Raw genomic sequence first — 24,653 nt, 5'->3', positions numbered from 1 at the left:
AGAGGGCCAGCGTCGTCCCTCGGCACCGCTCCCCAGGCCCCGGCCGGGAGCACACCAGCCACGATGACGACGGGAGAGCCGATGCGTGCTGCGCCCCTGACGGCCCACCCTGCCAAGCAGGGAATGTACGACCCGCGCGATGAGCACGACGCCTGCGGCGTCGGCTTCGTGGCCACCCTCACCGGTGAGGCCGACCACCGGCTCGTCGAGCAGGCCCTGACCGTCCTGCGCAACCTCGAGCACCGGGGCGCCACCGGCTCCGAGCCCGACTCCGGCGACGGCGCGGGCATCCTGGTCCAGGTCCCGGACGCCTTCTTCCGCGAGACGGCCGGCTTCGACCTCCCCGAGGCGGGCTCGTACGCCGTGGGCACCGCCTTCCTCCCGACCGACGGGACACAGCTCGACGAGGCCGTCTCGGCCATCGGGGCGATCGCCGCCGAGGAGGGCCTGACCGTCCTGGGCTGGCGCGAGGTCCCCGTCGCCCCCGACCTGCTGGGCAACGGCGCGCGCTCCACCATGCCCGTCTTCCGGCAGCTCTTCGTCGCCGACGGGACCAGCAGCGGGCTCGCCCTGGACCGCAAGGCGTTCGTGCTGCGCAAGCGCGCCGAGCGCGAGGCCGGCGTCTACTTCCCCTCACTGTCCGCGCGGACCATCGTCTACAAGGGCATGCTCACCACCGGACAGCTCGAGCCCTTCTTCCCCGACCTGTCCGACCGCCGCTTCGCCAGCGCCATCGCCCTGGTCCACTCGCGGTTCTCCACCAACACCTTCCCCTCCTGGCCGCTGGCCCACCCCTACCGCTTCGTCGCCCACAACGGCGAGATCAACACCGTCCGCGGCAACCGCAACTGGATGCGCGCCCGCGAGTCCCAGCTCGTCTCCGACCTGTTCGGGGACCGGGACCTGGAGCGGATCTTCCCCGTCTGCACCCCGGACGCCTCCGACTCCGCCTCCTTCGACGAGGTTCTGGAGCTGCTCCACCTCGGCGGCCGCTCGCTGCCCCACGCGGTGCTGATGATGGTCCCCGAGGCGTGGGAGAACCACCCCTCCATGGACCCCGCCCGCCGGGCGTTCTACCAGTACCACTCCACGATGATGGAGCCCTGGGACGGACCGGCCTGCGTCACCTTCACCGACGGCACCCAGGTCGGCGCCGTCCTGGACCGCAACGGCCTGCGCCCGGGCCGCTACTGGGTCACCGACGACGGCCTGGTCGTCCTCTCCTCCGAGGTCGGCGTCCTCGACATCGACCAGGACAGGGTCGTCCGCAAGGGCCGGCTCCAGCCCGGCCGCATGTTCCTGGTCGACACCGCCGAGCACCGCATCGTCGAGGACGACGAGATCAAGGCGTCCCTCGCCGCCGAGCACCCCTACCAGGAGTGGCTCGACGCCGGGATCATCGAACTGGGCGACCTGCCCGAGCGCGAGCACGTCGTCCACACCCACGCCTCGGTCACCCGTCGCCAGCAGACCTTCGGCTACACCGAGGAGGAGCTGCGCGTCCTGCTGGCCCCCATGGCCCGCACCGGAGCCGAGCCCATCGGCTCCATGGGCACCGACTCGCCCATCGCCGCGCTCTCGACCCGCCCGCGGCTGATCTTCGACTACTTCACCCAGCTGTTCGCGCAGGTCACCAACCCGCCGCTGGACGCCATCCGCGAGGAGCTCGTCACCTCCCTGCGGTCCTCGCTCGGCCCCCAGGGCAACCTGCTGGAGCCCACCGCGGCCTCCTGCCGCAGCGTCACCCTCCCCTTCCCGGTGATCGACAACGACGAGCTGGCCAAGCTCGTCCACATCAACGCCGACGGCGACATGCCGGGCATGAAGGCCACCACCCTCTCCGGCCTCTACCGCGTCGCCGGCGGAGGCGAGGCCCTGGCCGCCCGCATCGAGGAGATCTGCGCCGAGGCCGACGCCGCCATCGCCGACGGCGCCCGCCTGATCGTCCTGTCCGACCGGCACTCCGACGCCGAGCACGCGCCGATCCCGTCGCTGCTGCTCACCTCCGCCGTCCACCACCACCTCATCCGCACCAGGCAGCGCACCCAGGTGGGCCTGCTGGTCGAGGCCGGGGACGTCCGCGAGGTCCACCACGTCGCCCTGCTCATCGGCTACGGCGCCGCCGCCGTCAACCCCTACCTGGCCATGGAGTCCGTCGAGGACCTGGTCCGCGCCGGCACCTTCCTGCCCGCCGGCACCGAGCCCGAGACCGCCATCCGCAACCTCATCAAGGCGCTCGGCAAGGGCGTGCTGAAGGTGATGTCCAAGATGGGCATCTCCACCGTCGCCTCCTACCGCGGCGCCCAGGTCTTCGAGGCCGTCGGCCTGGACGAGGAGTTCGTCGACACCTACTTCCACGGCACCGCCACCAAGATCGGCGGCGTGGGCCTGGACGTCATCGCCAAGGAGGTCGCCGCCCGCCACGCCAAGGCCTACCCGGCCTCCGGCATCGCACCGGCCCACCGCAACCTGGAGATCGGCGGCGAGTACCAGTGGCGCCGCGAGGGCGAGCCCCACCTGTTCGACCCCGAGACGGTCTTCCGCCTCCAGCACTCCACCCGCACCCGCCGCTACGACATCTTCAAGCAGTACACCCGGCGCGTCGACGAGCAGTCCGAGCGCCTGATGACGCTGCGCGGCCTGTTCGGCTTCACCTCCGACCGGCCCTCGATCCCCATCGAGGAGGTCGAGCCCGTCTCCGAGATCGTCAAGCGGTTCTCCACCGGAGCCATGTCCTACGGCTCCATCTCCCAGGAGGCCCACGAGACCCTCGCCATCGCCATGAACCGGCTGGGCGCCAAGTCCAACACCGGCGAGGGCGGCGAGGACCCCGAGCGGCTGTACGACCCCGCCCGCCGCTCGGCCATCAAGCAGGTCGCCTCCGGCCGCTTCGGCGTCACCAGCGAGTACCTGGTCAACTCCGACGACATCCAGATCAAGATGGCCCAGGGGGCCAAGCCCGGCGAGGGCGGCCAGCTCCCCGGCCCCAAGGTCTACCCCTGGGTGGCCAAGACCCGGCACTCCACCCCCGGCGTCGGGCTCATCTCCCCGCCGCCGCACCACGACATCTACTCCATCGAGGACCTCGCCCAGCTCATCCACGACCTGAAGAACGCCAACCCCCAGGCGCGGATCCACGTCAAGCTGGTCTCCGAGGTCGGCGTCGGCACGGTCGCGGCGGGCGTCTCCAAGGCCCACGCCGACGTCGTGCTGATCTCCGGCCACGACGGCGGAACCGGCGCCTCCCCGCTGACCTCCCTCAAGCACGCGGGCGGCCCCTGGGAGCTCGGCCTGGCCGAGACCCAGCAGACCCTGCTGCTCAACGGATTGCGCGACCGGATCGTCGTCCAGACCGACGGCCAGCTCAAGACCGGCCGCGACGTGGTCATCGCGGCCCTCCTCGGCGCCGAGGAGTACGGCTTCGCCACCGCGCCCCTGGTCGTCTCCGGCTGCGTGATGATGCGCGTGTGCCACCTGGACACCTGCCCGGTCGGCATCGCCACCCAGAACCCCGTCCTGCGCGAGCGCTACACCGGCAAGGCCGAGTTCGTGGTGAACTTCTTCGAGTTCATCGCCGAGGAGGTCCGCGAGATCCTCGCCGAACTGGGCTTCCGCACCCTGGACGAGGCCATCGGGCACGCCGAGGTCCTCGACGTCAGCCGCGCGGTGGACCACTGGAAGGCACAGGGCCTGGACCTCGCCCCGCTGCTGCACGTGCCCGACCTGCCCGAGGGCGCCGCCCGCCGCCGGGTCGTCGCCCAGGACCACGGCCTGGCCAAGGCCCTGGACAACCAGCTGATCAGGCTCGCCGCCGACGCCCTGTCGGCCGACACCGCCGAAGCCGCCCAGCCGGTCCGCGCCCAGGTGCCCATCCGCAACATCAACCGGACCGTGGGCACCATGCTCGGCCACGAGGTCACCAGGAAGTTCGGCGGTGCGGGCCTGCCCGACGACACCATCGACATCACCTTCACCGGATCCGCCGGCCAGTCCTTCGGCGCCTTCCTGCCGCGCGGCGTCACCCTCCGCCTGGAAGGCGACGCCAACGACTACGTCGGCAAGGGCCTGTCGGGCGGGCGCGTCATCGTCCGACCCGACCGGAACGCCACCCACCTGGCCGAGTACTCCACCATCGCCGGCAACACCCTCGCCTACGGCGCCACCGGCGGCGAGATGTTCCTGCGCGGCAGCGTCGGCGAGCGCTTCTGCGTCCGCAACTCCGGCGCGCTGGTCGTCTCCGAGGGCGTGGGCGACCACGGCTGCGAGTACATGACCGGCGGCGCCGCCGTCGTCCTGGGCCCGACCGGCCGCAACTTCGGCGCCGGCATGTCCGGCGGCACCGCCTACGTCGTCGACCTCGACCTCCGCAACGTCAACCCCGACGCCGCGGACGCCGTCGAGCCCCTGGACGACACCGACCGGCAGTGGCTGCACGACGTCGTGCGCCGCCACCACGAGGAGACCGGATCCACCGTCGCCGAGGCGCTGCTCGCCGACTGGGACAGCGCCGCCGGCCGCTTCAGCAAGATCATGCCGACCACGTACAAGGCAGTGCTCGCCGCCAAGGAAGCCGCCGAGCGAGCCGGACTGTCCCAGGCCGAGACCCACGAGAAGATGATGGAGGCGGCGACCCATGGCTGACCCCAAGGGCTTCCTGACCACCGATCGCGAGGTCGCCCAGACCCGCCCCGTGCCCGAGCGCGTCAAGGACTGGAACGAGGTCTACGTTCCCGGCTCCCTGCTGCCCATCATCGGCAAGCAGGCCGGACGCTGCATGGACTGCGGCATCCCGTTCTGCCACAACGGCTGCCCGCTGGGGAACCTCATCCCCGAGTGGAACGACTACGCCTACCGGGGCGACTGGCAGGCCGCCAGCGAACGGCTGCACGCCACCAACAACTTCCCCGAGTTCACCGGACGGCTCTGCCCGGCCCCCTGCGAGTCCGCCTGCGTCCTGGGCATCAGCCAGCCCCCGGTGACCATCAAGAACGTCGAGGTCTCCATCATCGACAAGGCCTGGGAGGCCGGGGACGTCACCCCGCAGCCGCCCGAGCGGCTGTCGGGCAAGACCGTCGCCGTCATCGGCTCCGGCCCCGCCGGCCTGGCCGCAGCCCAGCAGCTCACCCGCGCCGGCCACACGGTCGCCGTCTACGAGCGCGCCGACCGCATCGGCGGACTGCTGCGCTACGGCATCCCCGAGTTCAAGATGGAGAAGCGGCACATCAACCGCCGCATCGAGCAGATGCGCGCCGAGGGCACCAAGTTCCGCACCGGCGTCGAGATCGGCCGCGACATCGACGCCGCCGACCTGCGCAAGCGCTACGACGCGGTCGTCATCGCCGCCGGCTCCACCACCGCCCGCGACCTGCCCGTCCCCGGCCGCGAGCTGAACGGCATCCACCAGGCGATGGAGTACCTGCCGCTGGCCAACAAGGTCCAGGAGGGCGACTACGTCACGCCCCCGATCACGGCCGAGGGCAAGCACGTCGTCGTCATCGGCGGCGGCGACACCGGCGCCGACTGCGTCGGCACCGCCCACCGCCAGGGCGCCCTCTCCGTCACCCAGCTGGAGATCATGCCCCGGCCGAACGAGGAGCGGGACCCGGTCTCCCAGCCCTGGCCGACCTTCCCCATGCTCTACAAGGTCACCTCCGCGCACGAGGAGGGCGGCGAGCGGATCTACTCCGTCTCCACCACCCACTTCGAGGGCGACGAGGACGGCAACGTGCAGGCCCTGCACATGGTCGAGGTCGACCTGAGGGACGGACGGCTCGAACCCCGGCCCGGCACCGAGAAGACGATCCCCGCCCAGCTCGTCACCCTCGCCATGGGCTTCACCGGCATCGACAGGACCAACGGCCTGGTCGAGCAGTTCGGCCTGGAACTGGACGCGCGCGGCAACGTCGCACGCGACGGCGACTACGCCACCAACGTCGACGGCGTCTTCGTCGCCGGCGACGCCGGCCGAGGCCAGTCGCTGATCGTGTGGGCCATCGCCGAGGGGCGCTCCGCGGCCCGCGCCGTGGACCGCTACCTCACCGGCGACAGCTCCCTGCCCGCCCCCATCCGGCCCACCGACCGCGCCCTGGCGGTCTGACACCGGAGGAACGACCCACCCGGCCGCCCGCCGGGCACCGCACGGCAGCAGCCGGCGGGCCCGGCGGGGCGAACCGCGGCGCCGGCCCCCTCCCCGACCGGGGGCCGGCGCCGCGGCACGCCCGCGGCCGGCGGGCCCGGGCCGGGGACCGCAGAACCGGTCAGGAACCCTCCGCCAGCCGCGCCGGGAAACCGCCCGTGGCCACCGGCCCCCACCGCACCGGCGTGATCCGCAGCAGCGACTTCCCCTGCCGCACCATCGCCTCCCGGTACTCGTCCCAGTCCGGGTGCTCACCCGCGATCGACCGGTAGTACTCCACCAGCGGTTCCACCGCCTCCGGCACGTCCAGCACCTCCGCGGTGCCGTCCACCTGCACCCACGGACCGTTCCAGTCGTCCGACAGCACGATCACGCCGACCGACGGATCGCGGCGGGCGTTGCGGGTCTTGGCCCGCTCCGGATACGTCGAGACCACGATCCGGCCCCCGCCGTCCACCCCGCACGACACCGGCGACCCCTGGGGGGAGCCGTCGGCGCGGCGGGTGAACAGGATCGCCCGGTGACGGGGGCGCACGAACTCCAGCAGCTCGTCGAGGCCGACGCGGGTGGTGGTGGCGATGGAAGGACTCATACCCCGAGCCTAGGGCCTGGAGCGCGCTCCAGGCCCGCACCCGCGGCCCGTCCCGACCGCCGGACACCCGGCGGGACACCCGCCCACCAGGACATAGGGTCGGTGACCATGACCGACAGCGAGATCGATCCGGCGGTGCGCGCCGAACTCACCCGGCTGCGCGACAGCATCGACAACATCGACGCGGCCGTGGTGCACATGCTCGCCGAGCGCTTCAAGTGCACCCAGCAGGTCGGCCGCCTCAAGGCCGAACACGACCTGCCCCCCGCCGACCCCGCCCGCGAGGCCCAGCAGATCGCCCGCCTGCGCCGTCTCGCCGAAAGCGCCAAACTCGACCCCGCCTTCGCCGAGAAGCTGCTGAACTTCATCGTCGCCGAGGTGATCCGGCACCACGAGCGGATCGCCGGGGACACCCGCGGCGGGCAGCCGCAGCGGTAGCGCCACCGGCCGCCCCCGCCCCCGCGGAACCGCCGTGCGCGCGGCCCGGCGGGTGCGGCAGCATGAGCCCCATGCCCGCACTCACCCGCGAAGAGGCGCTCACCCGCGCCCACCTCCTCGACGTCCGGCAGTACGCGATCGACCTCGACCTGACCCGCGGCGAGGACGTCTTCGGCTCCACCACCACCATCCGCTTCACCACCCGCGAAGCCGGCGACACCTTCGTCGAGGTACGGCCCCACACCCTCCACCGGGCCGTCCTCGACGGGCACGACCTCGACACCGCGGCCCTCGCCGACGGGCGGCTCCCCCTGACCGGACTGACCGCGGGCGACCACGAACTGCGCGTCGAGGCCGACATGGCCTACTCCCGCACCGGCGAGGGCATGCACCGCTTCACCGATCCCGCCGACGGCCGCACCTACCTCTACACCATGTGCTTCCAGACCGAGGCACCCCGCGTCTTCGCCGCCTTCGACCAGCCCGACCTCAAGGCCCCCTTCACCGTCACCGTCACCGCACCCGAGGAGTGGACCGTCCTCGGCAACGGCACCGCCCGCCGCACCGGGGACCGGCCGGGGCGCTGGGAGTGCGCCACCACCCCGCCCCTGAGCACCTACTTCGTCGCCGTTGCCGCGGGCCCCTGGCACTCGGTGCGCACCCGGCACGCCGGCATCCCCTTCGGCCTCCACGTCCGGCAGTCCCTCGCCCCCCACCTCGACGCCGACGCCGCCGAACTCCTCGACATCACCCGCGCCTGCTTCGACCGCTACCACCGGATCTTCGACGAGCCCTACCCCTTCGACTCCTACGACCAGGCCTTCGTCCCCGAGTTCAACGCCGGCGCCATGGAGAACCCCGGTCTGGTCACCTTCCGCGACGAGTACATCCACCGCTCCGCCGTCACCGGCACCCAGCGGCAGACCCGGGCCGTCACCATCGCCCACGAGATGGCCCACATGTGGTTCGGCGACCTCGTCACCCTGCGCTGGTGGGACGACATCTGGCTCAACGAGTCCTTCGCCGAGTACATGGGCTACCAGGTCGTCGCCGACGCCACCCCCTTCACCGGCGCCTGGACCGAGTTCGCCATCGGACGCAAGGCGTGGGGCTACGACGCCGACCAGCGGCCCTCCACCCACCCCGTCGCCCCCGAACCCGAGGCCGTGCCCGACACCGACACCGCCCTGCTGAACTTCGACGGCATCTCCTACGCCAAGGGCGCCTCCGCCCTGCGCCAACTCGTCCACTGGCTCGGCGAGAAGGCGTTCCTCGCCGGGGTCAACGACCACTTCGCCCGGCACCGCTTCGGCAACGCCACCCTCGCCGACTTCGTCGACTCCCTCACCCGCGCCTCCGGCCGCGACGTCCACGCCTGGGCCGGCCGCTGGCTGCGCACCACCGGCGTCGACACCCTCACCCCCGGCGTCACCGCCGACGAGGACGCCCGGCGCTGGCACCTGGAGATCGCCCACCGCGGCAACCGGCCCCACCGCGTCACCGTCGGCCCGTACGACCTGGCCGGCGACGGCAGCGGCGCCCTCACACCGCGCGCTCCCCTGGAGGTCGACCTGGCCGCCGACGAGGACCGGCACCCCCTCACCGCCGACGGCCCCCGCCCCGACCTCGTCCTCCTCAACGACCGCGACCTGACCTACGCCAAGGTCCGCCTCGACGAGCGCTCCCGGCGGACCGTACGGCACCACCTGTCCGCCCTGCCCGACCCGCTCACCCGCGCCACCGCCTGGAACGCGCTGCGCGACATGGTCCGCGACGGCGAACTGCCGCCCGCCGCGTACCTGGACACCGCCCGGGACCACCTGCCCCGCGAGACCGACAACGCCGTCGTCTCCGGCGTCCTCGGCTTCGCCCGCGGCGAACTCGCCGACCGGTACCTCGCCCCCGGGCGGCGCACCGCGGCCCTGGAAACCCTCGCCCGCACCGCCCGCGCTCTCCTGGCGAACGCCACCACCGGCGAGCAGGACGACGAAGGCGGCACACGACTGACCGCCGTGCGCACCCTCGTCGACAGCACCACCGACCCCACCGAACTCCGCACCTGGTGGGAGACCGCGACCCTCCCCGGCGGACAGCCCCTCGACCACGAACTGCGCTGGCGGCTGCTGCACCGCCTGACCGCCCTGGGAGCCGCCGGCCCCGACGACATCGACGCCGCCCTCGACGCCGACCCCAGCGCCACCGGCACCGAGGGAGCCGCCCGCTGCCGCGCCGCCCTGCCCGACCCCGAGGCCAAGGAGGCCGCCTGGCGGGACGTGTTCGACGAGGCCGACACCCTCTCCGCCTACCGGCTCACCGCCACCCTCCAGGGCTTCTGGCACCCCGAGCAGCGCGACCTGCTGCGCGACTACGTGCCCCGCTACTTCGCCCAGGCCCCCGCCCTCGCCGCCCGCCGGGGCGAGGCCGTCGCCCAGGCCCTGGTCCGCCACGGCTTCCCCTGGCCCTTCACCGACACCGCCACCCTGGCGGCGGGGGAGCGGTGCCTGGCCGCTCCCGACCTCACCGCCGCCCTGCGCCGCGGCCTGACCGACGCGCTCGACGACCTCGCCCGCGCCCTCCGTGTCCGCGAGGCGCACTGACACGGCAAGGCGCCTGGCCCCGGCTGCGGACGGGGTCAGGCGCCTTGCCGTGTCAGCCGGGACTCACTCCTCGGCGCACGGGTCGGTCTTCAGAACCTCGGCGCGATAGGCGGTGATGAACTTCCCCATGGCCTTCTCGTCGGGTACGCCCGCGTCCCTCACCCTGGCCACCAGGAAGAGGTCCCAGTCGTTCCCCTCCTCGGTGCAGCGCAGGGCCGCTACCGCACCCTCGTCCGAGTAGACGTACGACTCGTCGGCGGCTTCGTGTTCCGGCTCCACGTAGGCCTGCGAGGGAGCGAAGCGCCGTGCCGACCATCCGGGTTTCCACCATTCGCGAGCCATCTGGAAAACGGCTTTGTCATCGACCGAGATGTCGCAGTGCCAGATGGAGACGCCACCGCCTTCTTCGGCCTGGTGCACTCGATCGCCCGGAGGCATGAACGGCTCGGCCAACTTCCCGCCGACATCCAGGCCGCACAACTGTTCGGGAACCGAGTAGTTCCGTTTCTTCTCCTCCTGTGAGCAGCCGACCGAAGAAAGGATCAGAACAGCTGCCAGCAGGCAGCACGAAAAGCGCGCCGAATCAATCGAGGGAAGCTTCACGAAACATCTCCCGAACGCCTCCAACTGGTTCCCTCGCTGTAACTGTTTCCCGCCTGGGGGCCCACCGAGCGCTGAAGGTCTTCCATGGTTTGAAGGTTGATCTCAGGGCTCATTGAGCAGGCGCGCCTGATGGCTTCCTTGGAAGCTTCGACGGTTGCGTCTCTTGCCTGACTGTAATCCCGACTGCCGTCACCCTTGAATTCGGTGACATCCTTCTCGGTGCTCTTCACCACACTGTTGGTGATGTCCTCGGCCAGCCAGTTGACGACCTCGCCCACCACCGGAACCCGCTGCGGGATGAAGGAAGTGCCCAACTCGATAGTACGGGTGGCCCACTTGCCCTTCTCGGCCGCGGCCTCGTTGAAGTCCTTGGCGGCCGCCGTGTGGTAGTCGTGGACGGCGTCGGCGCGGGCCTCGCTCATGATGCCCGCGATCACCGCGCCGGGGGCGACCGCGTTGCTGACCCGCTGCTCCAGGGAGACCGTCGACTGCGTCTCCTCGTTGACGACCCTGTCCACCATCAACGTCGTGTACGCCTGCTGAGCGCTGGTGATCGTGGCGTAGGCGTCCGGGTCCTGACCCACCTCGCCCAGGAACCGCATCACGTGACTGCTGTCCTCGAAGACCGCCGGCACACCGTTGATCGGGAAGTGGTCCGACGGGTCGTCCCCGTACATGGAGCGCTGGAAGTCGCCCATGTACTCGGCGGTGATGTTGCCGAGACTGTCCCGCAGCACGTGGAGCGGGCCGGACTTCAGGTCCTTCGCTTCCCCGTTCTCGTTGTGGCGGATCAGATCGGGATTCTCGCCGAAGTACGACACCAGGTATTCGGTGAACTCCGCACGCTCCACCGTGTGCTCGACCGGTTCCGTCGACTCGCTGTCGTACGCGCGTCCGGTGGCCGCGGACTCCAGCGCGTGACCGAGCGCGTCGGGGCCGTGCTCGAAGACGTCCCTGGAACCTTCCGTGCCCGGCATCGCCAGGGTGTCCGGCGGCCAGACGAAGTCCTTCTTGAGGAGTTCCTCCTTGTACGTGTACCCCAGCTCCGCTTTCCTGTCCGGGTTCACCGTTCCGTCTTCCCGGTACACCGTCGGCTCGCCCGTGAAGAACCTCTCCGACGCCTCCGGGCTGTGTCCCAGCGCCTCCAGCACGCTCGTCAACGGGTCGTAGCCGGCCCCGCCCTTCCCGGACGGGTTGTAACCGAAGTCCATGTCCCCCATGCCCACCGGCTTGTTCGACATGAACCGCATGGGGTTCTCGTGGTGGAGCTGGGTGACGTGTTCCGCGATCGGGGTGAGGAAGTCCGCGTCGTAGTTCCCGTACCGCAGCATCCCGCCGAGGACCTGGTATCCGTACGGCTGCCGGCCGAACGCCCCCGGTTCCAGCTCGATCTGCTGGGTGCCGAGCTTGCGGAACTCGTCACCCCAACCGGACGGCAGGTGCGTCCTGTTGTCCGGGTCGGTGGCTGCGGCCAGCGCGATGCCCATGTTCCGCTGGAGCTCCCGGGACAGTGCCAGCCGCTCCTTGTTCTCCTCCCCGTCCCCCTGCGTGCCGTCGAGCGCCATGCGGCCGTAGAAGCGCAGGGCCTCCTCGGGCCCGCCCAACCCCTTGTAGAAGGAGGTGGAGAACTCCGGGTCCCGGGCGTTGAAGGCCATCAGGTTGTTGAACTCGCGGTACTGGGCGGTGGACATGTCGGGGCCCAACTTCGCCAGTTCCACGGCGCGCTCGGCCTCGACCTCGTCCAACGACCTGTAGGTGGCGTGCCCGAAGTTGTGGGTGTCGCCGCCGTGGACCTTCTTCAGCGCCCGTGCCGCCAGGTCGTCGATCTCCTCGGCCCGGACGATCAGCCGGTCGATCCGGGTCGCCAGGTCCGCTCCGGCCCGCCGCTGCTCTTCGGAGGGGGCGCTGTTGTCCGGCTGGCGGTCGAAGGCGCACCGTACGGTTCCGTCGCCGTTGTCCACCACCCGGATGCCCTGCTTGCGGCCGTCCCCGACCTCCTTCTTCAGGTCCGACTGGACGGACCTGAGGTCCGCGTGCGCGTCCTTGAGGATGTTCCTGATGCTCCTGGCCTGGGCGGCCGCATCCTCGAACTCCTTGGCCGTCTTGCGGACGAACGGCTTGGTGACGCCCGCGTTCTCACCCCTCCACTCGGCCTTGTCGGCCTTGGCCGCCATGCCGGTGCGGGCGTCGTCGGCCAGTTTCTCCAGCTTGGTGGCCATCGACTCCCAGTCCGAGACCGCCGCCGACAGGTTGGAGAAGGAGACGCCGTACAGATCGCTGAAGGTCAACGTGGCCATGGTGGTGCCTCCCCCGGTTCCCCGTCCGTCACCTGTAGTACCGCTCGATCTCCGACACCGACATGGCCGAGCCGTCGCGGTGCCGCATCCGGGCCTCGATCTCCTCGTCCTGCCTGGCGTAGGACTTCGCGCTGTAGTCGAGGTGGTTGGAGATGTGGGCACAGGACTGCAGCAACGTCTTGAGCTGGGAGTTCCACACGCCGACGGTGAGACCGAGCTCCTCACCCAGGGTGAAATCGGCGTTCTTCAACGTGGTGGCGGCGGTGTCGCTGGAGTCGCGGGCGATGTCGCCGTCCTTCTGCAGTCGCCCGAACAGTACGTAGGCGTCGTGCCCGATGGCCCCCAGCTCGACCTGGCTGGTCGACAGGTCGTGCTGCCCGCCGCCTCCGCCCCCGCCGGGACCGGCGCTGTTCACGTGCACGCGGACGCCGCCCTGCTGCGAAGCCCCGGCCACCAGGGCGGCCCACTCCTCGTCGAACGACATGCGTCCCCCATGACCGGTCGGATCGATTCGGTGTCCGGACAATAACAGTGCGGAGTCGGCGCGTGCACGGCCGCCCGGGGCGGGGCCCGCCCCGGGCCGCTCGCGGCGGGCTCGGCGGAGCCGGCCCTGTCAGAAGACCGGCGTCCCCTCGCGCACCAGCCGCCAGTCCACCGAGGCGAACCGCGCCGGGTCGACCTCCCCGGCCCGTTGCACCCACGCGATGATCGTGTTGCGGATCTCCTCCGAGTTCGCCCACACCTGGGGGGCCGACGCGATGTGGGGGAAGTTCCCGCCCCCGTTCGCCCGGTAGTTGTTCACCGCGAGCACGAACCGGTCGTCGTCCGCCACCTCGCGCCCCCCGATGACCGGCCCGACGATCCGCGACCCCGGCTCCCGCGAGATGTCGACGTCGTACGAGACGCCGCTCACCACGTCGTAGTTGTAGTCCGGGATGCCGCCCGCGTTCGTCAGCCCCGCCGGATCGACCGGCGCGCCCGCCGGCACCCGCGCGTAGTAGCGCGCCGAGAACTCCAGGTACTCCCGCAACTGCGCGCCGGTGATCAGCCGCGCCTCCAGCGTGTTCTCGAAGGGGTACAGCCCCGCCACGTCCCGGATCGTCACCTCGCCCGCCGGGATCACCGCCGACCGCGAGAAGCACGCCGCCTGCGACAGCACCGGCAGCCCGGCGTGCTCCGTGCCCGCCAGCGCCTCGCGGACCGTCTCCGCCTGCACGAAGTTGATCAGATCGACGACCGGCGTGTCCCGGTACGGGGCCTCGGCGGACGACATCGCCTCGACCGACGTCCCGACGACCTGGTTGACGTACGCCACCACCTTCGCGTGCTCGTCGCCCAGCAGGCGCGTGATCGCCGGATCCTCCTCCACCTCGGCGGAGTCCAGCACCCGCGCCGAGACCGACTCCACCACCCAGCGGCCCCGCTCCCACACCAGGCCGAAGTCGAACACCGACAGCCGCTGCCCCCACTTCAGCGGCTCCGACAGCACCACCTCGCGGCCCGTCTCCGCGTTCACCACCCGGCGCTCGGGGATCTCGGCGTGCGCGTGGCCCACCAGGACCGCGTCGATGCCCGGCACCCTCTCCGCCACCAGCGCCGCCGCGTTCTCCACGTGCGGCAGCCGGTCCCCGTAGGAGGACGTGCCGCTGGTGCCCGAGTGCGCCGAGACGATCACCACGTCCGCACCCATCGACCGCAGCCGCGGCACCCAGAACGCCGCCTGCTCCTCCAGGCCGGGGAAGGTCATCCTCCCCTGCACGTGCGCCTTGTCCCAGACGGCGATGCCCGGATTGGTCAGCCCCAGCACCGCCACCTTCACGTCCCGGCCGCGCGGCGTGCGCAGCCGGCCCGTCCAGTACGGCGGGAAGGCCGGACGGCCGGTGACCGCGTCCAGGGCGTTGGCGCCCAGCAGCGGGAAGTCGCACTGCTCCTCGAACTTCCGCAGCACCGGGATGCCGTAGTTGAACTCGTGGTTCCCCAGCGCCGCCGCGTCGTAGCCGATGGCGTTCATCGCCTGTGCCATCGGATGCACCGGGCCGTTCTCGCCGGTGATCGGGTCGACCTTGGCGTAGTAGTACGACAGCTGGGTGCCCTGGATGGTGTCGCCCGCGTCGATCAGGAGGGTGTTGCCCCGCCCCCGCTCCTGCCGGATCCGGGCGACCAGGGTGGATATCTTGGCCAGCCCGATGTCGTTGCCGTCCCTGTCGTCGTACTCGGCGTCGGTGAAGTAGTCCCAGTTGAAGACGGTGCCGTGCAGGTCCGTCGTCCCCATCACGGTGAACGAGTACCGCTTGGCAGCCCCGCCCCCGCTCCGGTCCTCCTCCCGGGCCCCGGCGGGCGCGGCCACCGCGCCCGCCAGGGCGACGCCCGCTCCGGTGGCCGCGGTCCGGCCCAGGAAACCTCTGCGGTCGAGCGGCATGGTGCTGTTCTCCTCGCGGTCGTGCGAACCCGCGCCCCCGAAGCGGCGCGTACCGCCGCCTCCCTGGCGACGCGCGTAGAGTCCGACGCGGCCCCCGCTGCTGTCAACAGAGCCCCCGCGGACGCCCGCCGGAGGCGGACGGCCCCGCGAGAAAGGGGGAATGCGGTGCTCCGGAAATTCGCGCGCCCTTCCGGAACGCCCGGAACGCCCTCCCTTTCCCGGCGCCGAACGAAAAGGAAACGCTCATCAGAGCAACTCCGCGCACATTCCACAGGCCGTCGGCGGCCCTTTGAGAAACAGCCGCTGAACAGTTGCCTCATCGCATTTCCCTACCCACAGGTACGACATAGGGTCGACGCCATGCGCCGCGCCAAAATCGTCTGCACGCTCGGGCCCGCCACCGACTCGTACGAGCGGATCAGGGCACTCGTCGAAGCCGGCATGGACGTCGCACGCCTCAACCTCAGCCACGGCAGCCACGCCGAACACGAGGACAGGTACCACCGGGTGCGCCGCGCGGCGGAGGAGACCGGACGCAGCGTCGGCGTCCTCGCCGACCTCCAGGGCCCGAAGATCAGGCTGGGACGATTCCGCGAAGGGCCCGTCCTCCTCGAACGCGGCGACGAGTTCACCATCACCACCGAGGACGTCGAGGGCGACCGCGAACAGTGCGGCACCACCTACGAGGGCCTCGCCGACGACGTCTCCCCCGGGGAGACCATCCTCGTCGACGACGGGCGCGTCGCCCTGCGGGTCACCGCCGTCGACGGGCCCCGCATCCGCACCGAGGTCGCCGAAGGCGGCGTGGTCTCCGACCACAAGGGCCTCAACCTCCCCGGAGTCGCCGTCTCCGTACCCGCCCTCTCCGGCAAGGACGTCGAGGACCTGCGCTGGGCCCTGCGCACCGGCGTGGACGTCATCGCCCTGTCCTTCGTCCGCAGCGCACGCGACATCGCCGACGTCCACCGCGTCATGAAGGAGGAGGAGCGCCACCTCCCCGTCATAGCCAAGATAGAGAAGCCCCAGGCGGTGGAGAACCTCCACGACATCGTCGCCGCCTTCGACGGGCTCATGGTGGCCCGGGGCGACCTCGGCGTCGAGATGCCCCTGGAGACCGTCCCGATGGTGCAGAAGCGCGCCGTCGAGATCGCCCGGCGCAACGCCAAGCCCGTCATCGTCGCCACCCAGATGCTCGACTCCATGGTCGACTCCTCCCGGCCCACCCGCGCCGAGGCCTCCGACGTCGCCAACGCCGTCATGGACGGCACCGACGCCGTGATGCTCTCCGGCGAGACCAGCGTCGGCAAACACCCCGTCGAGACGGTCAGGACCATGAGCCGCATCGTCGCCGCCGCCGAGGAGGCCATGCTCGCCAAGGGCCTGCCCCCGCTCACCGAGAGCGGCAAACCCCGCACCCAGGGCGGTGCCGTGGCCCGCGCCGCGGCGGAGATGGGCGACTTCCTCGGCGCCGACTTCCTCGTCGCCCTCACCCAGTCCGGCGACACCGCCCGGCGCCTGTCCCGCTACCGCTCGCCCATCCCCGTCCTCGCCTTCACCCCCGACCCGGCCACCCGGACCCAGCTCAGCCTGACCTGGGGCGTGGAGACCTTCCTCGGTCCCACCGTGCGGACCACCGACGAGATGGTCCGGCAGGTCGACGAGCAGCTGCTGGGGATCGGCCGCTGCCGGGAGGGCGACAAGGTGATCATCACCGCCGGCTCCCCGCCCGGAGTCCCCGGCACCACCAACATGGTCCGCGTCCACCACATCGGCGAGAGCGGCCCCGTCCGCTGATCCGCCGGCCCCGCCACGGACCGGCCCCCACGGACCGGAAGCCCCGGACGCCGTCCCGCGCCAGCGGCGGCCGGGGCTTCCCCGCCCCTCCACCGCGGACCCGCGCCCGGCCCGGCCCCGGCTCAGTGCTTGGGGCCGATGTGCTCGTCCATCAGCGCCACGGACGCCCGCCGGGCCACGGAGACGTCGTACACGCCCGTGCGGCGGCGTGTCGCCTTCCACTCGACCCCGACGCGGTCCAGGGCCTCGACGTAGAGGCGCACGATGTCCTCGGAGGTGTTGGTGAAGAAGTAGCGCGGGTACTCGTAGCGCTTCCGTACGCCGCCCACGGGGCGCGTCGCCCAGTTGGTGATCCGGCAGCCGTCGGAGTGGACCAGACCCCGGACCAACTCCCAGGGGTGCCCGTCGGTGATCTCCCGCTGCCAGGACTCCAGAGTGATCCGCCGCTCGTGCTTTCTGCCCGTGCCGTGCTGTGGGAACAGGCAGAGCCAGTGATGGCCGTAGGAGGTGACCATCACACAGCCCTCGGCCCGCGCACGGTAGGCGCTGCGATCCGGCAGGACGGCTGTGATCGCCTCGCAGCAAGCGGTGATCAACCCGGGCCAGGCGTCGGCGCAAGCGATGCGCAGGTAGTGGCCGTCGCGCCGCGGATGCGCGCTGATGCACCCATCGCCGAGATAGAGGCCGAGGAGATAGGCGTAGGCGGGGCGGTCGGCGGGGAGGGACGGCTCGGGCGCACAGCGGACGCACTTGGCTTCCCGGGAGGCGCGGGGGTGGGGAAGTGGCTCGATCCTGGTCTGCCAGGCGCGGATGGTGGAGCGGGATATCCCGGTCGCTCTGCTGACCGAGTTGAGGCTGCGTCCCTGACCGACAAGCGTGAGGACGCGCCTACGGGTGTCGAGGTCGTACATGGCCGCAAGCGTGCACGGAGCGGGGTTCTCCAAGGGGGCAGCAGGAGGACGTTACTCCTGATCAGTGAAGTTCCCCTGTTGCGCTTGCAGCCTTGGAAACGAAGGGAAAGTGCCCCGGGTCGGATTCGAACCGACACTGTATGGGTTTTGAATCCATTGCCTGCTGCCAATTGGGCTACCGGGGCCTTGGGAATCGAAGGTCGAGCCCTCCCGACGTGGGACCACCTTACAGGAACTAGGTAGGCTCATGTGGTCCACCCGGCCGGAAAACGAGGAGCCCAGTGAGCACCGCGGACATCCCCGAGCCCATCAGCACCGACAGCGGCGACGGCGCCGGCGGTGGCGCCGACGAGCGGGCGCACGTGCCGCCGGAGACGACGCGGGTCGTCATCGCCGAGGACGAGGCGTTGATCCGCCTGGATCTCAAGGAGATGCTGGAGGAGGAGGGCTACACCGTCGTCGGCGAGGCCGGGGACGGGCAGAGGGCCGTGGACCTGGCGCGGGAGCACCGTCCCGACCTGGTGATCATGGATGTGAAGATGCCGGTGCTCGACGGGATCTCGGCGGCGGAGAAGATCGCCGAGGAGGCCATCGCGCCGGTGCTGATGCTGACGGCCTTCTCGCAGCGCGAGCTGGTGGAGCGGGCCCGGGACGCGGGTGCGATGGCGTACCTGGTGAAGCCGTTCAGCAAGAGCGACGTGGTGCCCGCCATCGAGATGGCGGTGTCGCGGTTCAACGAGATGAAGGTGCTGACGCAGGAGGTCGCGGACCTGGCGCAGCGGCTGGAGACGCGGAAGCTGGTGGACCGGGCCAAGGGGCTGCTGCAGACGCAGTACGGGCTGTCGGAGCCGGCGGCGTTCCGGTGGATCCAGAAGACGTCGATGGACCGGCGGCTGTCGATGAGGCAGGTGGCGGAGGCCGTGATCCAGGACGCGGAGGAGAAGAAGCAGCGGAAGTGACCGGGGCCGCTCCCGGTGGTCCGGTGGCGCCCGGGCCCCTCCGCGGTGGGACGCGGACGGGTGTCCGGGCGTTTTCGCGCGGGATTCGCGCGCCGGCGGCCGGAGAGGGGAGTCGGCGGGTGTCCGGCGTCGTTTTCGGGGGCGGGGGTGCAAAGGGCGCCGGGGGTGGTTTCGCCTGGTCGGGCCGGGGACCGGGGGCGCGGGTTTGTCTCCGGCGCGTGTGCGACCGCAAGTGCGCCCTTTGGTCGGGGAGTTGGTCGGAACGGATCGGAATTCCACCGGTCCGGCCTCTGTTGATCTTTCCCTTTCTGTCCGTTCTCCGGTAAGGAGTGTTCTGTTTCCGGCGCATGGCGCAGGTCACAGGGAGATCACATCTGTCGCTCTCATCTGTCTGGTCCGCTTCCGGGGCAATAGATTCCGGGCCACACCGCACACACGTACGTGCGGGCCGCGACGCCGGGACAGTACGGCGGTCGTCGTGATCTGAGCTGGCTCCAGGGGGTTCCAGGTGCTCAACAAGACCATCGTCAAGCTGGCCGTTCCCATGGCCATCGGTGCGCTCGCGCTCACCGGATGCGGCGGGGGGGACAGCGGAAGCGACGGCGCGTACAAAATCGCCTTCCAGGGCCCGCTCTCCGGCGACAACGTCCAGCTCGGCCAGAACATGGAGAACGGTATCAAGCTGGCGATCGACCAGGCGAACGCCTCGGGCGACCTCGGCTTCAAGGTCGAGTACATGCCGGTCGACGACCAGGGCCTGCCGGACAAGGCGACGGCCGCCGCGCAGAAGGCGATCGACGACGAGGGCGTCGTCGCGGTGATCGGCCCGGCGTTCTCGGGTCCGGCGGACACCGCTGCCGAGGTGTACGGCGCCGCGGGCCTGGTGGCGCTGTCGTCCTCGGCGACGCGCCCGGACCTGACCACCAAGGGCTACGAGACGTTCCTGCGCGCGGTGCCGAACGACAGCGCCCAGGGCGCGGGCATGGCGAAGTACCTGGCGGAGAAGGAGAAGGCCGGGAAGGTCGTGGTGGTCGACGACAAGACCGACTACGGCATCGGCCTGGCGGACGTCGCGGAGAAGGACCTGAAGGCGGCGGGCGTGGAGGTGGTGCGCCAGAGCGTGCCGCAGAAGACCCCGGACTACAGCGCCGCGGCGAAGAACGTCGTGAAGAACAAGCCGGACGCCATGATCTACGCCGGCTACTACCAGGACGCGGGGCCGTTCGCCAAGAAGCTCAAGGAGGCGGGCTTCGACGGTGTGGCGATGTCGGGCGACGGCACCAACGACGTCCAGTTCATCGACCTGGCGGGCGACGCGGCCGACGGCTGGCTGCTGACCTGCCCGTGCACGGACGCCACGAAGGAGGAGGCGACGAAGAAGTTCGCCGCCGACTACGAGAAGGAGTTCAAGCAGGCTCCGGGCACCTACTCGGCCGAGTCCTACGACGCCGCGACGATGATCATCGAGGAGATCAAGAAGCTCCACGCCGAGGGCGGTGTCGAGCGCCAGGCGCTGGTGGACGCGCTGCGCGGCGCGAAGTACGAGGGTCTGACGAAGGAGTTCTCCTTCGACGACAAGGGCGAGTTCACCAACCAGACGATCTACCTGTACCAGGTCAAGGGCGACGGCATCGAGTACCAGGGCAACATCGACGAGCTGGTCGGCTGAGCCGGCCGATGCTTCCGGCCGGCCGGCGCGGCGGGCTCGGCTCCCGCGCCGGCCGGCACGACACCCGGCGGACGCCCGCGTCCCGGCGCGTCCGCCCCCGTGATCCCGGGCCGCCCCTGCCCGGTGCTGAACGCACGGCCGGGCGGCACATTCCCACAAGGAAGACAGTTCGATGTCCCTCAGCGAATTCTGGGACTTCCTCGTCCTAGGGGTGGTGCTCGGCAGTCTCTACGCCGTCATCGCCATCGGCTACACGCTGGTCTACGGCGTGCTGCAGCTTCTGAACTTCGCGCACAGCGAGGTGTTCATGTTCGGCGGTTACGGGGGCCTGCTGGCCCTGACCGCCCTGATTCCCGAGACGACGCCCACCGGGATGGGCTCGGTCGGCTACGTGCTGATCGGCATGCTGGCCGGCGCCGCGCTGGGAGGCGCGGTGGCCTTCGGCCTGGAGAGGGTGGCGTACCGGCCGCTGCGCAGGCGGGGCGCGCCGCGCCTGGTGTTCCTGATCACCGCGATCGGCGCCTCGTTCTTCCTGTACAACCTGGCGGGCAAGCTGTTCGGCCGCAATCCGCTGCCGATGCCGACCATGTACGAGAACACGAAGGTGCTGAGCGTCTTCGGCGCCCAGCTGACCGTCACCCAGGTGCTGATCCTGGTGTCGGCGGTCGCGATGATGGTCCTGCTGGACTACGTGGTGAACCGCACGAAGATGGGGTCGGGCATCCGCGCGGTGGCGCAGGACCCGGATGTCGCGTCGCTGATGGGCGTGGACATCGACAAGGTGGTCTCCCGGACGTTCGTGCTGGGCGGTCTGCTCGGCGGTGCGGCCGGTTTCCTCTTCGGCACCAACAGCCAGGTGTGGTACACGATGGGCTTCCTGCCCGGCATCACGGCGTTCGCCGCGGCGGTGCTGGGCGGCATCGGCAACGTGCGCGGTGCGATGCTCGGCGGTCTGCTGCTGGGCGTGGTGGAGACCATGACGGTCGGCCTGTGGGGCGACGACTGGCGTTACGTCGGGGCCTTCGTGGTGCTGGTGCTGGTGCTGATGGTCCGTCCGACCGGCATTCTCGGCGAGCGTCTGGGGAGGACGGCATGAGCGTGAAGACCTCGGCTCCGGCAGGGTCCGCCCCGGAGGCTCCGGAGGCGCTGTCGGCCGCGGCCCGGCTGCGGAGGGTGCGCTGGTACCAGCAGCCGCGGTGGCGGCGGCTGGGCGCGATGCTGGCGATCGCGGTGACCTTGACGCTGATGACGGGCGAGGAGGGCACCACCCAGGACCTGTTCCTGGCGCTGCGGGAGGACTTCACCGGTCCGGGCCTGTGGATCTGGGTCGCCGCCGCGGTGGCCGTCTGGGCGGTGCGGGAGTTCCTGGCCGACCAGGCCGCCCGCGCGGTGGGGGGCGCCAGGCAGGCCGCCTCCGGTCCGCTGGCGGCGGCGCGGAGCCGGTGGGAGTCGGACGGGCGGGTGCGCGCGGGCGTGCTGACGGCCCTGCTGGCGCTGGCGGTGTTCGGGCCGCTGGGCGTGGAGCGGTACTGGCAGCAGGTGCTGGTGGACCAGATCGCGATCTTCGTGCTGCTGGCGATCGGCCTGAACGTGGTGATCGGCTGGGCGGGCCTGCTGGACCTGGGCTTCATCGCGTTCTTCGCGATCGGCGCCTACAGCGCGGCGTACTGGACGGGTGCGCTGCCGGTGCAGCCGCCGGTGGTGCTGAACAACTTCCTGGTGCTGCCGGTCGCGGTGCTGACCTGCCTGGTGGCGGGGGTGGTCCTGGGCGCGCCGACGCTGCGGTTGCGCGGCGACTACCTGGCGATCGTGACGCTGGGTTTCCACGAGATCGTCTACCTGATGGCGAAGAACGCCGAGGGCGTCACGGAGGGCGCGCGGGGCGTGAAGGTCGAGCGGTTCAGCATCGACCTGGGCTTCTTCTCCTACGAGTGGGAGCTGGACCCGATGCCGTACTACTGGCTGCTGATCGGGTTCATCGTGCTGGCGATCTTCCTGTTCATGCGGCTGGAGCACTCCAAGGTGGGCCGGGCCTGGACCGCGATCCGCGAGGACGAGGTGGCCGCGGCGGCCACGGGTGTGGACACGGTGCGGTACAAGCTGATGGCGTTCGCGATCGGCGCGTCGACCTCGGGTGTCGCGGGTGTGGCGTACGCGAGCAAGGTCGGGTACTTCAACCCGGAGAACTTCGCGATCCTGCTGTCGGTCCTGGTGCTCGCCTACGTGATCTTCGGCGGCATGGGGTCGATCCCCGGCGTGCTGTTCGGCGCCGCGTTCCTGGTGTGGCTGCCGGAGTACCTGCGCGAGTGGGTGGACCCCAAGGACCGCTACATGTACCTGGGGGCCCTGCTCGTCATCATGATGATCTACCGGCCGCAGGGCGTGATCCCCTCCCGCCGCCGCAAGCGCGAGCTGAGGATGGCGGAGGCGGGGGTCGGTGGCGCCGACGCGACCGGCCCGGCGGAAGGCGGACAGCGGTGACCACCGAGGTGACGAAGACGGGCCGGGTGCCGGCGGCGGACGCGGCCGGGGACCTGGTGCTGGAGACGTCGGGCGTGACGCTGCGGTTCGGCGGCCTGACCAGCCTGGACGACGTCGAGCTGCGGATGCGGCGCGGCGAGGTGCTGGCGGTGATCGGCCCCAACGGCGCGGGCAAGACGTCGCTGTTCAACTCGCTGACCGGCGCGTACGTGCCGCAGGAGGGGCGGATCGCCTACCGTCCGCGCGGTGGCGGTGAGCACTCGCTGCTGGGCGCCAAGCCGCACGTGGTGAGCCGGCTGGGCCTGGCGCGCACGTTCCAGAACATCCGGCTGTTCGGGGCGCTGACGGCGCTGGAGAACGTGAAGATCGCGGCGGAGACGCGGCTGAAGGCCGGGCCGGTCTCGGTCATGCTGGGGCTGCCGGGCGCGCGGAGGGCGGAGCGGACCAGCGACCGCAGGGCGCACGAGGTGCTGTCGTTCGTGGGCCTGCTGGAGAAGATGAACGAGCTGGCGGGGTCGCTGAGCTACGGCGACCAGCGGCGGCTGGAGATCGCGCGGGCGCTGGCGACCGACCCGGAGGTGCTGCTGCTGGACGAGCCGGCGGCGGGCACCAACCCGACGGAGAAGCTGGAGCTGGAGGTGTTGATCCGGCGGATCAACACCGAGCTGGGCGTGAGCGTGCTGCTGATCGAGCACGACATGCGGCTGGTGATGTCGGTGGCCGACCGGGTGATGGTGCTGAACTTCGGCCGGAAGATCGCCGAGGGGTCGCCGGCCGAGGTGCAGCGGGACCCGGCGGTGATCGAGGCGTACCTGGGTGCCGTGGGCGAGGAGGACGAGGCCGCGGTGGCGGAGGTGGTCGCCGAGGCGGGCACGGGGGCCGCGGACTCCGACGGCACGGACGGCCCGGAGGCACGGGCGCAGGACACCGAGGAGCACGAGTGAGCGTCACCACGCAGCTGAAGAAGGAGCAGCCCGGCGACGGCGGGACGTCCGCCCCGGTGCTGCTGGAACTCCGCGACCTGCGGGTGTTCTACGGCGCGATCGAGGCGCTCAAGGGCATCGACCTGACGGTCCGCCGCGGTGAGGTGGTCGCGCTGCTGGGCGCCAACGGCGCGGGCAAGTCGACCACGCTGCGGACGGCGTCGGGGATGATCGCCCCGCGCGAGGGCCAGGTGCTGCTGCACGGGGAGCGGATCGACGGCATCAAGTCGCACGACCTGGTCCGGTTCGGCATCGGGCACGTCCCCGAGGGGCGTGGGGTCTTCCCGCGGATGACGGTCCTGGAGAACCTCAGGATGGGGGCCTACCGGTTCAAATCGGTGGACAAGGCCGACCTGGACCGGGTGTTCACCCTCTTCCCCCGGCTGGGGGAGCGCAGGAGCCAGCTGGGCGGGACGCTCTCCGGCGGCGAGCAGCAGATGCTGGCGATCGGCCGGGCCCTGATGGGCAGGCCGGAGCTGCTGCTGCTGGACGAGCCGTCGATGGGTCTGGCGCCGCTGATCGTGCAGCAGATCTTCGAGATCGTCAGGGAGATCAACGAGCAGGGCACCACGGTGCTGCTGGTGGAGCAGAACGCCGCGCAGGCGCTCCAGCTGGCGGACCGCGGCTATGTGCTGGAGACCGGTGCGGTGGCGATGGAGGGCGAGGCGTCGGTGCTGCTGTCCGACCCCCGGGTCAGGGCCGCCTACCTGGGCGAGGGAGCCGCGTAGCGGGCCCCTTCCCCCTGTCACCGGCGGCGGTGCCGCGGCGGCCTCC

Annotated in this window: 17 protein-coding genes and 1 tRNA gene; 11 read left to right on the top strand and 7 right to left on the bottom strand. The window is 71.0% G+C overall.

The features are described from left to right. The first annotated feature begins 81 nt into the window (after nucleotides 1-81). Both gltB and ACFSJS_RS20140 read left to right on the top strand, forming a co-directional pair. Nucleotides 82-4,641 carry a glutamate synthase large subunit gene (gene gltB, locus ACFSJS_RS20145; protein ID WP_380902362.1) on the top strand — a complete coding sequence of 1,520 codons (4,560 nt, stop codon included), beginning with the start codon at nucleotides 82-84 and terminating at the stop codon, nucleotides 4,639-4,641. Then, complete coding sequence (locus ACFSJS_RS20140; protein WP_380902360.1) at nucleotides 4,634-6,097, top strand: glutamate synthase subunit beta; 1,464 nt, start codon at nucleotides 4,634-4,636, stop codon at nucleotides 6,095-6,097. Before gltB ends, ACFSJS_RS20140 begins: the two co-directional genes overlap by 8 nt. A gap of 160 nt (nucleotides 6,098-6,257) precedes the next feature. Here ACFSJS_RS20140 and ACFSJS_RS20135 read toward each other — a convergent pair whose 3' ends face one another. Beyond that, on the bottom strand, nucleotides 6,258-6,728 hold the full coding sequence (locus ACFSJS_RS20135) for a PPOX class F420-dependent oxidoreductase (protein ID WP_380902358.1): 471 nt from the start codon (nucleotides 6,726-6,728) through the stop codon (nucleotides 6,258-6,260). Nucleotides 6,729-6,836: 108 nt separating this feature from the next. On the opposite strand from ACFSJS_RS20135, the gene ACFSJS_RS20130 reads away from it, so the two are divergent. Next, nucleotides 6,837-7,166, top strand: a complete 330-nt coding sequence (locus tag ACFSJS_RS20130) for a chorismate mutase (RefSeq protein WP_380902356.1) — start codon at nucleotides 6,837-6,839, stop codon at nucleotides 7,164-7,166. A gap of 71 nt (nucleotides 7,167-7,237) precedes the next feature. Then, entirely contained in the window at nucleotides 7,238-9,763 is a 2,526-nt protein-coding gene (gene pepN / locus ACFSJS_RS20125) for an aminopeptidase N (protein WP_380902354.1), read from the top strand. 63 nt (nucleotides 9,764-9,826) lie between these two features. Here the strand turns inward: pepN and ACFSJS_RS20120 are convergent, their stop codons facing one another. From ACFSJS_RS20120 to ACFSJS_RS20105, 4 genes are all read right to left on the bottom strand, one after another. After that, nucleotides 9,827-10,366, bottom strand: coding sequence for a hypothetical protein (locus ACFSJS_RS20120; protein WP_380902352.1), 540 nt, complete (start codon nucleotides 10,364-10,366; stop codon nucleotides 9,827-9,829). Continuing rightward, nucleotides 10,363-12,663, bottom strand: a complete 2,301-nt coding sequence (locus ACFSJS_RS20115; RefSeq protein ID WP_380902350.1) for a hypothetical protein — start codon at nucleotides 12,661-12,663, stop codon at nucleotides 10,363-10,365. Before ACFSJS_RS20115 ends, ACFSJS_RS20120 begins: the two co-directional genes overlap by 4 nt. A 28-nt stretch (nucleotides 12,664-12,691) precedes the next feature. Continuing rightward, entirely contained in the window at nucleotides 12,692-13,147 is a 456-nt protein-coding gene (locus ACFSJS_RS20110; RefSeq protein WP_380902348.1) for a hypothetical protein, read from the bottom strand. Nucleotides 13,148-13,276: 129 nt separating this feature from the next. After that, nucleotides 13,277-15,082 carry a bifunctional metallophosphatase/5'-nucleotidase gene (locus ACFSJS_RS20105; RefSeq protein WP_380902346.1) on the bottom strand — a complete coding sequence of 602 codons (1,806 nt, stop codon included), beginning with the start codon at nucleotides 15,080-15,082 and terminating at the stop codon, nucleotides 13,277-13,279. A 360-nt stretch (nucleotides 15,083-15,442) separates the two neighbouring features. On the opposite strand from ACFSJS_RS20105, the gene pyk reads away from it, so the two are divergent. Next, nucleotides 15,443-16,876, top strand: coding sequence for a pyruvate kinase (pyk, locus tag ACFSJS_RS20100; protein ID WP_380902344.1), 1,434 nt, complete (start codon nucleotides 15,443-15,445; stop codon nucleotides 16,874-16,876). A gap of 122 nt (nucleotides 16,877-16,998) precedes the next feature. Here the strand turns inward: pyk and ACFSJS_RS20095 are convergent, their stop codons facing one another. Both ACFSJS_RS20095 and ACFSJS_RS20090 read right to left on the bottom strand, forming a co-directional pair. After that, nucleotides 16,999-17,787, bottom strand: coding sequence for a transcriptional regulator (locus tag ACFSJS_RS20095; protein ID WP_380902342.1), 789 nt, complete (start codon nucleotides 17,785-17,787; stop codon nucleotides 16,999-17,001). Nucleotides 17,788-17,897: 110 nt separating this feature from the next. Continuing rightward, a tRNA-Leu gene (locus ACFSJS_RS20090) sits at nucleotides 17,898-17,972 on the bottom strand. Between the two features lie 96 nt (nucleotides 17,973-18,068). On the opposite strand from ACFSJS_RS20090, the gene ACFSJS_RS20085 reads away from it, so the two are divergent. The 6 genes from ACFSJS_RS20085 (at nucleotide 18,069) to ACFSJS_RS20060 (ending at nucleotide 24,607) form a co-directional block, all read left to right on the top strand. Continuing rightward, the gene (locus ACFSJS_RS20085; protein WP_380902340.1) at nucleotides 18,069-18,746 is read left to right on the top strand and encodes an ANTAR domain-containing response regulator; all 678 of its coding nucleotides are present in this window, start codon (nucleotides 18,069-18,071) and stop codon (nucleotides 18,744-18,746) included. A gap of 508 nt (nucleotides 18,747-19,254) precedes the next feature. Next, entirely contained in the window at nucleotides 19,255-20,415 is a 1,161-nt protein-coding gene (locus ACFSJS_RS20080) for a branched-chain amino acid ABC transporter substrate-binding protein (protein ID WP_380902338.1), read from the top strand. Nucleotides 20,416-20,587: 172 nt separating this feature from the next. After that, a complete protein-coding gene (locus ACFSJS_RS20075) occupies nucleotides 20,588-21,511 on the top strand; it encodes a branched-chain amino acid ABC transporter permease (protein WP_380902336.1) in 924 nt (307 codons plus the stop codon). Next, the gene (locus ACFSJS_RS20070; RefSeq protein ID WP_380902334.1) at nucleotides 21,508-22,896 is read left to right on the top strand and encodes a branched-chain amino acid ABC transporter permease; all 1,389 of its coding nucleotides are present in this window, start codon (nucleotides 21,508-21,510) and stop codon (nucleotides 22,894-22,896) included. The genes ACFSJS_RS20075 and ACFSJS_RS20070 overlap by 4 nt, the downstream gene beginning before the upstream one ends. Next, nucleotides 22,893-23,840: an ABC transporter ATP-binding protein gene (locus ACFSJS_RS20065; protein WP_380902332.1), complete on the top strand. Its 948-nt coding sequence runs from the start codon at nucleotides 22,893-22,895 to the stop codon at nucleotides 23,838-23,840. Before ACFSJS_RS20070 ends, ACFSJS_RS20065 begins: the two co-directional genes overlap by 4 nt. Then, nucleotides 23,837-24,607, top strand: a complete 771-nt coding sequence (locus ACFSJS_RS20060; RefSeq protein ID WP_380902330.1) for an ABC transporter ATP-binding protein — start codon at nucleotides 23,837-23,839, stop codon at nucleotides 24,605-24,607. The genes ACFSJS_RS20065 and ACFSJS_RS20060 overlap by 4 nt, the downstream gene beginning before the upstream one ends. Nucleotides 24,608-24,653 lie beyond the last annotated feature (46 nt).

This window comes from Streptomyces desertarenae (assembly GCF_042681365.1).
GTDB classification, from domain to species: domain Bacteria; phylum Actinomycetota; class Actinomycetes; order Streptomycetales; family Streptomycetaceae; genus Streptomyces; species Streptomyces desertarenae.
This window is presented reverse-complemented; position numbering and strand designations above follow the sequence as displayed.

Coding starts and splice junctions, on each gene's coding strand:
- ACFSJS_RS20095 (WP_380902342.1), bottom strand. CDS start 17,787: ATGTACGACCTCGACACCCGTAGGCGCGTCCTCACGCTTGTCGGTCAG.
- ACFSJS_RS20110 (WP_380902348.1), bottom strand. CDS start 13,147: ATGTCGTTCGACGAGGAGTGGGCCGCCCTGGTGGCCGGGGCTTCGCAG.
- ACFSJS_RS20115 (WP_380902350.1), bottom strand. CDS start 12,663: ATGGCCACGTTGACCTTCAGCGATCTGTACGGCGTCTCCTTCTCCAAC.
- ACFSJS_RS20140 (WP_380902360.1), top strand. CDS start 4,634: ATGGCTGACCCCAAGGGCTTCCTGACCACCGATCGCGAGGTCGCCCAG.
- ACFSJS_RS20130 (WP_380902356.1), top strand. CDS start 6,837: ATGACCGACAGCGAGATCGATCCGGCGGTGCGCGCCGAACTCACCCGG.
- gltB (WP_380902362.1), top strand. CDS start 82: ATGCGTGCTGCGCCCCTGACGGCCCACCCTGCCAAGCAGGGAATGTAC.
- ACFSJS_RS20105 (WP_380902346.1), bottom strand. CDS start 15,082: ATGCCGCTCGACCGCAGAGGTTTCCTGGGCCGGACCGCGGCCACCGGA.
- pepN (WP_380902354.1), top strand. CDS start 7,238: ATGCCCGCACTCACCCGCGAAGAGGCGCTCACCCGCGCCCACCTCCTC.
- ACFSJS_RS20135 (WP_380902358.1), bottom strand. CDS start 6,728: ATGAGTCCTTCCATCGCCACCACCACCCGCGTCGGCCTCGACGAGCTG.
- pyk (WP_380902344.1), top strand. CDS start 15,443: ATGCGCCGCGCCAAAATCGTCTGCACGCTCGGGCCCGCCACCGACTCG.
- ACFSJS_RS20075 (WP_380902336.1), top strand. CDS start 20,588: ATGTCCCTCAGCGAATTCTGGGACTTCCTCGTCCTAGGGGTGGTGCTC.
- ACFSJS_RS20070 (WP_380902334.1), top strand. CDS start 21,508: ATGAGCGTGAAGACCTCGGCTCCGGCAGGGTCCGCCCCGGAGGCTCCG.